Annotated in this window: 10 protein-coding genes; 5 read left to right on the forward strand and 5 right to left on the reverse strand. The window is 72.2% G+C overall.

All coding sequences use genetic code 11. The features are described from left to right. Positions 1-12 precede the first annotated feature (12 nt). From N7925_RS17125 to N7925_RS17140, 4 genes are all read right to left on the reverse strand, one after another. On the reverse strand, positions 13-2,094 hold the full coding sequence (locus tag N7925_RS17125; protein ID WP_274344361.1) for an AAA family ATPase: 2,082 nt from the start codon (positions 2,092-2,094) through the stop codon (positions 13-15). Next, on the reverse strand, positions 2,091-2,909 hold the full coding sequence (locus tag N7925_RS17130) for a DUF4255 domain-containing protein (RefSeq protein ID WP_274344362.1): 819 nt from the start codon (positions 2,907-2,909) through the stop codon (positions 2,091-2,093). The genes N7925_RS17125 and N7925_RS17130 overlap by 4 nt, the downstream gene beginning before the upstream one ends. Before the next feature lie 31 nt (positions 2,910-2,940). Continuing rightward, positions 2,941-5,037, reverse strand: a complete 2,097-nt coding sequence (locus N7925_RS17135; RefSeq protein ID WP_443032165.1) for an HYR domain-containing protein — start codon at positions 5,035-5,037, stop codon at positions 2,941-2,943. 235 nt (positions 5,038-5,272) lie between these two features. Continuing rightward, complete coding sequence (locus N7925_RS17140; RefSeq protein ID WP_265600473.1) at positions 5,273-5,899, reverse strand: response regulator transcription factor; 627 nt, start codon at positions 5,897-5,899, stop codon at positions 5,273-5,275. Between the two features lie 212 nt (positions 5,900-6,111). Here N7925_RS17140 and N7925_RS17145 point away from each other — a divergent pair, with 212 nt between their 5' ends. Further along, entirely contained in the window at positions 6,112-7,473 is a 1,362-nt protein-coding gene (locus N7925_RS17145) for a COG1470 family protein (protein WP_274344363.1), read from the forward strand. 86 nt (positions 7,474-7,559) lie between these two features. On the opposite strand, the gene N7925_RS17150 is transcribed toward N7925_RS17145, so the two are convergent. Further along, the gene (locus N7925_RS17150) at positions 7,560-8,504 is read right to left on the reverse strand and encodes an eCIS core domain-containing protein (RefSeq protein WP_274344364.1); all 945 of its coding nucleotides are present in this window, start codon (positions 8,502-8,504) and stop codon (positions 7,560-7,562) included. A 259-nt stretch (positions 8,505-8,763) separates the two neighbouring features. Between N7925_RS17150 and N7925_RS17155 the strand changes: the two genes are divergently transcribed. The 4 genes from N7925_RS17155 (at position 8,764) to N7925_RS17170 (ending at position 12,745) form a co-directional block, all read left to right on the forward strand. Continuing rightward, entirely contained in the window at positions 8,764-9,447 is a 684-nt protein-coding gene (locus N7925_RS17155) for an HhH-GPD-type base excision DNA repair protein (RefSeq protein WP_265600476.1), read from the forward strand. Between the two features lie 228 nt (positions 9,448-9,675). Continuing rightward, a complete protein-coding gene (locus N7925_RS17160) occupies positions 9,676-11,232 on the forward strand; it encodes a M28 family metallopeptidase (protein ID WP_265600477.1) in 1,557 nt (518 codons plus the stop codon). Positions 11,233-11,631: 399 nt separating this feature from the next. Next, the gene (locus N7925_RS17165; protein WP_003967677.1) at positions 11,632-11,928 is read left to right on the forward strand and encodes a type II toxin-antitoxin system VapB family antitoxin; all 297 of its coding nucleotides are present in this window, start codon (positions 11,632-11,634) and stop codon (positions 11,926-11,928) included. A 214-nt stretch (positions 11,929-12,142) separates the two neighbouring features. Further along, complete coding sequence (locus N7925_RS17170) at positions 12,143-12,745, forward strand: LytR C-terminal domain-containing protein (protein ID WP_265603909.1); 603 nt, start codon at positions 12,143-12,145, stop codon at positions 12,743-12,745. Positions 12,746-12,968: the final 223 nt, after the last annotated feature.

Consider the following 12,968-nt stretch of genomic DNA (forward strand, 5'->3'; position numbering starts at 1 on the left):
TTCGACCCCGCCTCAGGTCACCAGCCCCAGATACGGCCCGAACTCCGAAGCCAGCGTCAGCCGCCCCAGCTTCTGGTACTCCCGCTGGATCGCGTGGATCAGCGTCTCCATCGTCACCGCGCCCCCCGCCTCTGCCGCCAGGTACGCCGAAGTCACCGCGATCGAGCGGATGTTGCCGCCCGCCAGCTCGAAGTTCTCGGCGCAGAAGGGCAGGTCCAGGTCCGTGCCGCGCGGGAGGGTGGGGCCCAGGCAGCGGTCCCAGAGGAGTAGGCGTTGTTCGGGGTCCGGGACCGGGAAGTCGATGACCAGGTCCAGGCGACGGGTGAAGGCGTCGTCCAGGTTGGCGCGGAGGTTGGTGGCGAGGATGGCCAGGCCGTCGAAGGACTCCATGCGTTGCAGGAGGTACGCGCTCTCCACGTTGGCGTAGCGGTCGTGCGCGTCCTTCACGTCCGAGCGTTTGCCGAAGATCGCGTCCGCCTCGTCGAAGAGGAGCACGCCGTTCACGCCCGCCGCCTCCGTGAAGATCCGCTCCAGGTTCTTCTCCGTCTCGCCCACGTACTTGTCGATCACCGTCGCCAGGTCGACCGTGTACAGGTCCAGCCCCAGGTCCGCGGCGATCACCTCCGCCGACATCGTCTTGCCCGTGCCGGAGTCGCCCGCGAACAGCGCCGACACCCCCCGGCCCCGGCCCCCGCCCGGCCGCATCCCCCACTCCCCCAGCACCCGGTCGCGGTGCCGGGCGCGGGCCGTGAGCTCGCGGAGCTGGGTGTGAGTGTCGGGCGGGAGGACCAGGTCGTCCCAGGTCACCGTGGGTTCGATGCGGCGGGCCAGCCGGTCCAGGCCCGCCGCGTTCTGGGCGCGGGCCCCCCGCCGTACGTGGTCCGCCGTGAGCTCACCGCCCGCCAGCCGGGCCGCCTGGGCGGCGGAGCGGGCGGCCCCCGTGATCTGTTCCGGGGTGAGGAGGAACGGGGCCAGCAGCTGGTCCGGGGCGATGGCGGGCGGAAGCGGCGCGTCCTCCCGGAGCCGGTACGCGTCCCGCCACAGCGCCCCCCGCGCCGACGGCTCCACCCGGGGCGCGTGCAGCAGCAGGGGCGGGGCGACCGACCAGGACGCGTCCCAGGGCGCCCGGCCCACCAGGACCGTCGGGACCGGGGTGGCCGTGAGGAGCCTCAGCAGCCCCGGGCGCTCCCTGGACACCGCGTCCAGCGGCGCGCAGACCAGGCCCGCCCCCGTCAGGCGCGCCTCCCGGACCAGGGCGCTCACCGCCTCGGCGGGCGACGGGTCCTCCGCCAGCCGGGCCAGGTCCAGGCCCAGGACCCCCCGGCCCGCCCGCGTCAGCGCCGACGCGGCGAGCGCCGTGCCCGCGCCGCCCTGGTCCTCGCTCAGGTAGGCCAGCCGGACGCCGTCGGCGAGGACTCCGGCGAGCGGGGCCGGGTCGCCCACCCCGGGCACGGCCTGCCACGGGGCCAGCAGCTCCGCCAGTCGCGGGTCCGGGGTGTCGTCGCCCAGCAGGTGCGCGGCCACCCGGTCCGGCACCCGCAGCGCCCGGCTCAGGAACGGGCGGTGCAGGTCCTCCGCCAGGAGCAGACCGCCGGCCCGGAGCGGCGCCCCCGCCGCCAGCCGGGCCCGGGCCGCGGGGTCGGAGAGCGCCGCGCCGCACAGGCCCAGGGCCAGTCCGATGGACGGGCGGCGACGGGACACGTCGTCGTTCAGATAGCCGTAGAACGCCTCGAAGCGGTCGTCCAGATCCGGTACGAGCGCGATGAGCAGGATCTCCGTGTCGAGCGGGGTGAGTCCGAACTCCCGCGCAAGGCGCGCCAGTCGGGAATCCTTCTCCGCCTCGGCGGCCCCCTCCCCGGCCGGCGCACCCTCGGCCGAGGGCTCGTCCAGCTCCGGAAACGCCCTGGCCCCCGCCTCATCCAGTAGCCGCACGATGTTCTCGTCCGTCAGATACAGCCCCCGGAAGTCGTCGTCCGGGTCCGGATCGGTGCTCCGTCGCAGCTCCACCGCCTGCCGGATGCGCCGCTCCACGGCCGCCGCACGGGCGAGCAGCTGACGGAGGTCCGGGCCGACGACGTCCAGGACCTCCGTCATACGTCCCCTTCCTCGGATGGCGTACCCCGTCTCCCGGATGGCGTGCCCCGTCTCTCGGGTGGCGTGCCCCGCCGCTCCGTGATCCGCAGCGACACCGCCCGTCCGTGCGCCCCGCCCGAGGGCACGGAGGAAGGCTCCCGGACCGGCCGCCCGGGACGCGACCCGTACACCGGCAGCCCCGGCCGGCCCGGCTGCGCCTCCGTCGCACCCGCACCCGCACCCTCCCCGGAAACCGGCGCGGGTACGTCCCCGAACTGCGCCCGCAGCCCCTCGTCGCCCACCGGCGGGCCCGCCTCGTAGACCGGTGAGGCCGTCACCGGGACGCTGATCACCAGGTCCAGCGAGGGCTTCAGCTCACCCCCGAGCGCGCTCCACACATCGGCGAACGACCGGTCCTCCGGCGGCGGCAGCGCGATCGACATCGGGACGGCGGCCCCGACCTCGGCCAGCGTGCCCGCCAGCCGCTCCGGCGGCAGCGCCTCGTACCGGAGCAGACAGCCCAGGAGGGAGGAGAGTAGCCGGTGTTCGTCCTCGGGGCGCTTCGTCCACGCCGTGATCAGGTACGACAGTTTGAAGAAGCGCGGCGGGCGGCGCCGGGCGACGATCGCCCCGCGCTCGTCGTACTCGTTGTGCAGTCCGCGCTCCCGCCGCCGCATGTCCTCGCGGATGTCGTAGAGGTAGAGGTTGACCATCGGGGCGTTGACCTTGGCCGCCCACTCCCGGGTCGGGGCGTCGAAGACCACTGCGATCTGGCGGCCCTCCAGCACCTCGGCCCGGATCAGGGCCCGCAGGACGTCGTCCACCTCGTGGATCATCCGGTGACCTCCTCCCAAGCGAAGAGCCCGCTCATGACCGGCCCGCGAAGTCCGGGGGCTGGAGGTTGTGCTGGACGACCAGGACCGGTTTCCGGAGGCGCGGGAGATCGCGGGCCTCGGCACGCAGGACGCGCGGGCCCAGCGTGTCCTTGCGCAGGACCAGCACCTGCACCTCGAAGGTGCCGTCCCGACCGACCCGTACGCCGGACCGGTCCGCGGTGATGCCGATGTTCCACGTGAAACGTACGGTCTCGCCCGGCGGATAGTCCTTGCCCCGGGCCAGTACCGGCTGCCCCGGTTTCGCCACCTGCGGGGTGACCGTCAGCGAGGGCTTGAGGACCCTGAGCCGGTCCACGTCCCGGTTGTTCGCCGCCCGCCCGTCGGGCAGAGTGCCGCGTACCGTGGCCCGTACGTCGCCGGTGACCGCCGCCCGGTAGGTCGCCGTCTGCGTCACCACGACCCGGTCCCCGGCGGCGATCGTGCAGGGCCGCGCCGCCGTGCACCGGCTCAGGCCGGGCAGGCTCCGGTCCTTCAACTCGTCCGTCCTCGGCCAGACCGTCCCGAGGACGACCCCGGTCGCCGTGTCCGGGCCCGCGTTGGTGATGGTGAACCGGGCGGTGGCGGGCCGCCCCACGTACGTACGGTCCGGGCTGACATCGGCCCGTACCGCGAGGTCGGAGGCCGGGGGCGGGGGCGGCGGCGGAGGCGCAGGCGGGTCCGGCGGGACCACGGGCTCCAGCACCTCGAACCGGGCCGTGTCCGCACCCGTGTTGCCCGCCGAGTCCGTAGCGGAACAGGTGACCGCCGTCGTTCCGACCGGGAAGAGCGATCCCGACGGCGGGGCACAGGTCACCGGCAGCGCCCCGTCCTGCGGGTCCGTCGCCGTGGCCGTGTAGTCGATGCGGACGCCGTCGTCGTCGGGCGCCCTGGCCGTACGGTCGTCCACGGTGACGACGGGCACGTCGACGTCGTTCACGGCGATGCTGATCTGCTGCTGGAAGTCGGGGTCGGGTACGGCGGCGGGGCCGAGCGCGTCCGTCCCCGGCACCTGGGTGCCGAGGAGGAACTGCACGGTGCAGGTCAGCGTCGTGCCCTGCGGGGCGTCCTCCGCCACATCGACGGTCTCCGCGAAGTGCGCGGTCTCCCCGCTGGTGAGCTGCCGGGTGGGCGGGTCGAGGGCGACGGTCAGATGGGGGTCGCAGGCGTCGAGGCGGTAGCCGACGGAGGTGGGGAGGTTGTCGAAGCCGTCGATGATGGCCTCGGCGACCCGGTCCCCGTCGATGCTTTCGAGCAGCCTGCCGCCGGTGGCCTCGATGATGCGGGTGGCCTGGCCCGGCGTGGTGGGCGGGTCCTCGACGTAGTTCGGGTTTCCGGCGTCGCCGTTGCCGTTGAGGCCGTCGCCGATCGTGGTCGCCACGTCCACCCCGATCACCCGGACGCCCTTGTCCTGGAGGGCGAAGATCGTGTCGTCGATGGTGTGGCCGTTGCTGGGCGCGTGGCTGGAGGCGTCGCCGACGAGCACCACGACGGGGCTCGCGCCGTCGCGGAACACCGTCGTGCCGCCCGCGCCGTCGGCTATCTGCCACAGCCCGTTGATCCAGTCCTCCGAAGGGCCGCGGCTGCCGTTGCCGAGATCGGTCCTCAGCTCGCGGACACCGGCCTCCACCTTCGTCAGGTCGTCGGTCAACTCCGTGAGCACCCGGAATCCGGCGCCGGGGTCGACCTCCTGGTCGCCGAACGTGGCCACCGCGAACCGCGATTCGGGCTGCCCGGCCAGGATCTTGCCGGTGATGTCAGGCAGGTTCTCCCGGACGCTGGTGATCGCGTCGACCATGCTCGCAGTGCCATCCACCAGCAGGACCACGTCCGGCCGGGGCGGGATCGCCGGGGTCCGCACCTGCTTGTCCACGCCCGTCGAGCCGCCCGGGTCGAGCGTCTCCTCCAGCGCCGCCGGGGTGACCCACGGCTCCGGCGGCACGGGCACGGCGGACGCCACCCCGCTCACGCCCGAGGCGGGGGCGAGTCCGGCGGCCAGCAGGAGCAGAACACACGCGGCCGACCGGCGGCGTGCCCCGGTGCGGCTGCCCGGCCGCCCTCCCGGCCCGGTCCCTGGCTGAAACCACCGCACAGCGTTCCCCTCCCCGCGTCCTGCCCGGTTCCCGGAGACCACCGTCGCGCGCCGGCCGCCCCCGCACCGAGGGAGGCGAGTCACTCACTCGGGTAGCTTCAACTGCCCTATGGGGCAGAAGCACTCAGGAAACAGCCGTCGGACGGAGCCACCGGACGAGACGTCAGGCGGGTCGTCAGGCGGGTCGTCAGGCGGGTCGTCCGATGGCCCGTCAGACGGATCGTCAGACGGGCCGTCAGATAAGCCCCTGACGCATCGCGTACGCCACCGCATGGGAGCGGTTGCGCAGTTGCAGACGGGTCATCACCGAGTGCAGCACGTTCTTGATGGTGCGCTCGGAGTACGCCAGCTTCGTCGCGATGTCCGCGGTGTCGTACCCCTCGGCGACCAGTCGCAGCACGTCCACCTCACGCGCAGCCAGGCCGGTGAAGTGCAGGCCACGCGGACCGAGCACCTGCCCCTGGAGCCTGCCCACCTCTTCGAGGAGGCGTCCGAGCAGGTCGGAGGGGAGATGCCCCTCGCCCCGCGCCACCGTTCCGATGACCTGAACCAGGTGGTCCGGAGTCGACTCGGACCTCCTGACGACCCCCGCGACCCCGCACTCCGCCGCGCTCACCAGCTTCTGTTCGTCGATGTCCGTGGTCACCAGCACCGTGCGGCAGGTGCTGGTGCGCTGGATGTTGCGCAGGACGCGCAGGACCTCGTCGTCCACCGCGTCCACCACCATGACCACGACCTGGGGCGTCGGCTCCCCGTCATCCCGGTCGACGACAGCGACCTCGGGACGGGCCCGTAGCTGACTGGCCACACCGGCCTGGGAAATCGGGTCCTGCGCGCGTAAAACGACAGTAATGCGCTCCATGCGAATGCTCCCCCTGGGCACCAGCCGGAAGCATCACACTGCAGGCACAAGCTCCACAGCTGTACTCGTCCGCCCCAGCCGTTGTGAGGCGGTCTAAAGATTCCCGTTCTTACCCGTGAGGAAACTAAAAGGTCACCTCGGGCATCGCATCTGCCCGAAAGTGTTCCTCCGTGACCGGTGCCCGCCCTCCGGCCCGGTCCTACGGTCCGCGTATGAGTCTTACCGCAAGCCTCGACGCGTCATCCGTCACCGTCGTACCGGGTGAGGAGACGACCATTCCCCTCCAGATCCTCAACTCCGGCCGGACCGTCGAGGAGTACCACTTCGAGGTGGTCGGGACCTGCGCCGCCTGGTCGGCGATCGAACCCGCGGTCCTCCCCCTGTACCCCGGCGACTCCGGAACCGTCTCCCTGGTCATGCGCCCGCCGCGCGAAGCGACGGTCCTCGCGGGCGAGAGCACCTTCGGGATCCGGGTGATGCCGACCGGCGACCGGAGCGACACCGTGGTGCCCGAGGGCCGGGTGACCGTCCTGCCGTTCACCGAGACGACCGCCGAGCTGGTCCCGCGCGGCTCGAACGGCTCGCGCGGCGGACGGCACCAGTTCGCCGTCGACAACCGCGGCAACACCCCGGTGACCGTACGGCTCGGTGCCCAGCCCGGTACGGAACAGGCGCGGGTCGTGTTCGCCGCCTCCGAGCTGCGGATCGAACCGGGGCACGCGGAGTTCGCGAAACTGCGGGTCCGCCCGGCGAAGCGGATGTGGCGCGGTACGCCGGTGACGCACGCCTTTCAGGTGTTCGCCGCCCCGCAGCCGCCCGAGGGCGAGGAGGCGCCGGCCCCGGTGCTGGTGGACGGCTCCTACCAGCAGGACCCGATCCTGCCGCGCTGGCTGCCCCGGGCCCTGCTCACCGCCGCTCTGCTGCTCCTCGTCCTGGTGGGACTCTGGTACGCGCTGCTGCGCCCGGCGGTGAAGTCCGCGGCCCGGGAGGCGGTCACTCCAGAAGCGGTACGGTCGGCCGCCGCGGCCGACAAGAGCAAGGCCCCTGAAGAGGGCGAGCAAGGCGGCACGGGCTCCGGAGGCGGCGCCTCCGCCGGTGCGGGCACGGGCGGAGGCATGGCCGGCCCCACCCCGTCACCGGGTCCGTCCGCCTCGGGCGGCAACGGCAACGGCGGGGGCGGCGGAGGTGACGCGGCGGCGGGCGCGCCGACCAGCGCGCAGGCCCGGGTGCGGGACGCGGTGGGCGGCGGCCCGAACAGCGGGACGGCCCTGGAGGTACCGGCCGGCCACACCTTCCAGCTCACCGACATCGTGGTGCAGAATCCGCAGGGCGACGCGGGCACGGTCACCGTCACGGCCGGCGAGGACACCCGCGTCCTGAGCCTCGGTCTGGAGAACTTCCGCGACTCCGACTACCACTTCGTGACCCCGATCCTGGTGCCCGCGGGCGGCAAGGTCACGATGACGATCGACTGCAGGCGGGTCGGCAAGCCGGTGGGCACCCCGGCCCCCTCGCGGTGCTCGTCCTCGATGTTCCTGGGCGGGACGATGCGCCCGGACACCCCGGCAGGCTGAAGCCCGCGCCGGAACCGGCCGACCCACCGGCCGACCGACCAACCCACCGACCCACCGACGCACCAGCCGACTGAAGCGGGCTCCCGTCAGGCCGGGGGCTTCTCCTCCTCTTCCTCCTCTCCCGGCTGCTTCTCCGCCGCACGCTGCACGAACGACCCCTGGACGTCAGCTGGTTGCTCGTCCTCGTCCTCCGTGGCCGCCCGCTGCACGGCGGAAGCGGCGGCGGGCGCAGGGGCGGACACGGGGGCAGCCGGGGCAGGCGCGGGATCGGACAGCACCCGGTCCGCGTTCGCGACGGCTTCGCGCTCGAACCGGTCCGAAGGGTCGCTGACCCGGATCCCGCCCGGGGCCTCCGTTCCCTCCACCGGGCCGTTGCGCTGCTGGATCACATGGGTCAGCTCGTGGGCCAGCGTGGTGCGGCCCTGCGGCGATCCGGGGTCGTAGGCGTCGCGCTGGAACACCACGTTGTTGCCCACGGTGTACGCGTGCGCCCCGACGCCCTTCGCCGACTCGTGCGCGGCGGAGTCGTGGTGGACGCGCACGTCGGAGAAGTCCGCGCCCATCCGGCTCTCCATGTCCGTACGGGTGTCGGTATCCAGGGGCGAACCGCCGGAGGAGACCACGTCGTGCACCGGCGACCGCTGTTCCTCGGCCAGCCCCGCCTGCTCTGTCCGCTCGGCCTGGTTCGCCTGGTCGGCCTGCTCGGCCTGCTCGGCGGCGGATTCGGCGGCCCCGGACCGGGAGCGCTGGACCATCGCCCCGATCGCCCCGTTGCCGGCCGTCCGCTGGAGCAGCCGCATCCCGGACGCCCCGACCACGTCGGCGCGTCCTGTGGCGGCCGCCCGGAAGACGTGATGGGCCTGCTCGCCGGACGCCTCCGCGGCGGTTTCGCCGCGCTGCTCATCGCGCTCGTGGGCCTGTTCCCGCCCACCGTGCCCATGGTGTCCACCATGCCCGTGGTGCTCGTGGTGCTCGTGGTGCTCGTGGTGCTCGTGGTGCTCGTGCTCGATGTCGTGCGCGTCCATGCTCATCTCTCCCCTGACCGCGCTGTCCTCGGCATTCCACGATTACGGCGCGGCCCCCGCGCGTCCAGCCCGCCCCCCGACCCGGCCGGGGCATCCGGAACTGCCTCATCGGGCACCGCCCCGACACGGACGGGCGCGCGCACTACGGCCGCCCCGCTGCTCGCCGCTCCTCCCCGCTTCTCCTTACTCCCTTCGGCCGACAGGGGAGAGGCCATCGGCGCAGTCCCGGTCGCCGTCGTCCGCCGTGCTCGCGATGATCGGCAGCATGACCACGAGCGACAGCGGCAAGGACATCACCCTGCGGATCGCCCAGAATCCGGAGGCCGACGAGCTTCTCGGCCGCAGCCCGCTGGCCGCTCTGGTCGGCATGTTGCTGGACCAACAGGTGCCGATGGAGTGGGCGTTCACGGGCCCGTACACCCTCGCTGAACGCATGGGCTCCGACGACCTGGACGCGGAGCGGATCGCCGCCTACGACCCGGACGCCTTCACCGAGCTGTTCACCACCAAACCGGCTCTGCACCGCTACCCCGGCTCCATGGCCCAGCGGGTGCAGCAGCTGTGCCGCTTCCTGGTGGCGGAGTACGACGGCGACGCGAGCGCGGTGTGGCGGGACGCGGCGACCGGCGACGAGCTGCTGAAACGCCTCAACGCGCTGCCCGGCTTCGGCGAACAGAAGGCGCGGATCTTCCTGGCGCTGCTCGGCAAGCAGTTCGGGGTGCGGCCGGCGGGGTGGCGGGAGGCGGCGGGCCCGTACGGGGAGGCCGGATCGCACCGGTCGGTCGCCGACATCACGGGCCCGGAGTCGCTCGTCGAGGTGCGCGCGTACAAGCAGGAGGCCAAGGCGGCGGCCAAAGCAGCGAAGAAGCCGGGCGGGACAGCGAAGAAGCCGAGCGGACCCTCGCCCGGAAAGTCGGGCGGCTCACCGCCCAAGAAGTCTGGCAGGTAGTCGGCCTGGTCCGACGCTCGGCCGAGAAGGATGCGGTCGAGCGTCGGATCCGGCCGACACCTCCCTCTCACCGATCGAATCCGGCCACATCTGTTCACAGGCATCACCCCACTCGCTAGCTTTCGCAGCACATTTGTTCAGCCGTTCAGGTACTGAGCCGCTCGGAGCGCCGGCGATTCAGGTACTGAGCCGCTCAGAGCACCAGCCGTTCAGACCGGAAGGACTCCTGTGCACGCAACACGTCGCAGAGCCATCGCTGTCGTGGCCGCCACCGCCCTGGCCACACCGCTCCTCCTGGCCGCGTCCCCGCACCCCGGCCGCCCCGCGCCGCACGACCCCGGTAAGGAAGCGGCGAAGCTGTCGAAGGAGTTGGTGAGGAAGGGGTCCGCACGCGACGCCCACCGCCACCTCCAGCAGTTCCAGGCGATAGCCGACTCGACCGACGGTCACCGCGCCGCCGGCTCGCTGGGCCACGACGCCTCGGCGGCGTACGTCTACCGCCAGCTCCAGCGCGCCGGGTACAAGGTCTCGTACGAGAACTTCCGCTTCACCTACACGGAGACGCTGGCCGAGAATCTCGCCGTGGTGACGCCGACGCCCCGCGACGTCACGATCAAGGCCATGACGTACACCCCGTCGACCGAGGTGGGCGGCCTGACGGCGGCGCTCGTCGCGGTGCCCGTCGACGGGACTACGGGCTGCGAGGCCACCGACTACGCGTCCACGACCTTCACCGGCAAGATCGCGCTGATCAAGCGCGGCGGCTGCTCCTTCGCCGAGAAGCAGGCGGCCGCCGCCGACGCGGGCGCGGCCGGGGCGGTCATCTACAACAACGTCGAGGGCGCCCTGTCCGGCACGCTCGGCGAGGTCGCGGCGGGCAGGATCCCGACCGGAGGCCTCACTCAGGCGGAGGGCGAGAAGCTGGCCGCCGACCTCGCGGGCGGCGAGGTCACCGTCTCCTTCGAGATCCGCGAGTTGCAGGAGGACCGCCCCACCCGCAACGTCATCGCCGAGACCCCCGGCGGCAGCACGGCCCGGACGGTGATGCTCGGCGCCCACCTCGACTCGGTGACCGAGGGCCCCGGCATCAACGACAACGGCTCCGGATCCGCCGGTCTGCTCGAAGTGGCACTGGACCTGGCGAAGTCGAAGAGCAAGCCCGCCAACAAGGTGCGGTTCGCCTGGTGGTCGGCCGAGGAGAACGGCCTGATCGGCTCGGAGAAGTACGTCGCGGCGCTCTCCGCGAAGCAGCGCGAGCAGATCGCGCTCTATCTGAACTTCGACATGATCGCCTCGCCGAACGGCGTCCAGTTCGTCTTCGACGGCGACAACTCCGACAACGTCGGCGAAGGCGCGGGCCCGGAGGGCTCGGCCCAACTGGAGCGTGACATCAACGAGTTCCTCGACGGCAAGGGCAAGCCGCACGAGGGCACGGACTTCACCGGCCGCTCGGACTACGGACCGTTCATCGAGGTCGGAATCCCGTCCGGCGGTACGGACACCGGGGCGGAGGGCATCAAGACGCCGGCCCAGGCCGAGGTGTTCGGCGGCGAGGCGGGCATCGCGTACGACCCCTGCTACCACGCGGCCTGCGACGACCTGGACAACATCGACATGGGTCACTTCGACACCAACATCGACGTGATCGCCAACGCGGTCGGAACGTACGCCCACGACCTGCGCTCCCTGACCCGCCCGGTCACCCCCGACACCGGCACGGGTACGCCCGGCAGCGGTGGCAGCGGCGGCGGCCTACGCGAGGGGCACGGCCGGGTCGCGGAGTAGGAGCGGCGGCCCGGAACACGTCCGTCCCGCAAGCAGCAGTCCCGTAAGCGGTCCCGAAAGCAGTCCCGCAGACGGTCCCGCAGACGGTCCCGTGGACCGTCCCGTGGACCGTCCCGTGGACCGTCCCGTAAGCAGTCCCGTAGACGGCGCAACGCGAGCCCGCACGGTGGACCACCAGCGGGCCCGGTGCGGAATCCCCACGGAATTCCGCACCGGGCCCGCTACCGCGACCTCCCACGCCCCCAGGGTCCGACGGGGCGGGCAGGACCTCCCGCCACTCCATTCCCACTCCCCCTGCACGGTTATCCAGCCCAATACGGCGCTATACCCCCTTTGCACCGTCATCGCGGTGAGCTTGCCTGGCTGCGCCCGGTGGCCCTTGCCCGGTAGGCTTTCCGTGTGATCTTCAAGCGCATCGGAAATGGGAAGCCATACCCCGACCACGGCCGGGAAAGCACCCGACAGTGGGCGGATGTCGCGCCGCGTCCGGTTCGCCTGGACCAGCTCGTGACCACCAAGGGCCAGCTGGACCTGGAGACCCTCCTCGCCGAGGACTCCACGTTCTACGGCGACCTGTTCGCCCACGTCGTGAAGTGGCAGGGCGACCTCTACCTGGAGGACGGCCTGCACCGGGCGGTCCGGGCCGCGCTCCAGCAGCGCCAGGTGCTGCACGCCCGCGTCCTCGACCTGGGCTGACGCCACCCTCGGCTACCTGCGCGCACCTCCGCGAGGGCGCCCGCGCACCCCAGCCGGGCTCCGCACTCCACCCGGGCTCCGCACCCCACCGAAGCCCAATTCGAGCCTTTCGGGTGTTTTCACGCTCATCCGGGTGCCATACGTTGATCATCTTGTACGCATGAACACAGGGTCGCATTACGCTGCCTCCATGAGCATGCTCACTCCCCCCGGCATGGGCGGAAAGTACCGCATCACGGGCGACGCCTATCCCCGTATGCGCCGCCCCCGGCACCGCCGCAGGCTGGTCCTCGCGGGCATCGGAGCCGTCGTCGCCCTCAGCCTGGCCGGCTGGGGCACGCTGCAGCTCATCGACGTCTTCACCGGCGGCGACAAGAGTGCCAGCGCGGCCGACCACAAGCGGGACTGCCCCACCCCGAAGCCGTCGGCGGCCCCCGCCAAGGCGCTGCCGAAACCGGCCGCCATCAAGGTCAACGTCTACAACGCGACGACGCGCAGCGGCCTGGCCAAGTCCGCCGCCGAGGAGCTCAAGAAACGCGGTTTCACCATCGGCGAGGTGGGCAACGCGACGAAGGCGTACGACAAGAAGGTGCCCGGCACCGGCGTGCTGCTCGGCGCACCGACCGCGACGAACGGCAGCTTCACGGTGCTCGGCACCCAGCTGGCGGGCGCGGTACAGAAGACCGACACCCGCAGAACGGGCGAGGTCGACCTGATCCTCGGGACGAAGTTCAAGGCGTTCAGCACCCCGCAGGAGGCCACTGCCGCGATGGCGGCCCTGACGAAGCCGGCCCCGGCCCCGTCCCCCTCCTGCTGAACCCCGTCACACACGCACACGCACGCTCCTGCTGAACGCGCACACGCTTTCGCGCCCCGCCCCGGCGCCGTACGGATACGTACGACGCCGGGACGGGGCGCGAGAGCGTGGAAGGGCCCTGACCGGACCTTGCCGTCCGGACCTATCCGGACTCCGAACCTGTTCGGGCGTCTTGGACGACCCACTCGGCGGCGTCCCAACCTATGCGGCCCCAACCTATTCG

Source organism: Streptomyces sp. CA-278952 (assembly GCF_028747205.1).
Taxonomy (GTDB): domain Bacteria; phylum Actinomycetota; class Actinomycetes; order Streptomycetales; family Streptomycetaceae; genus Streptomyces.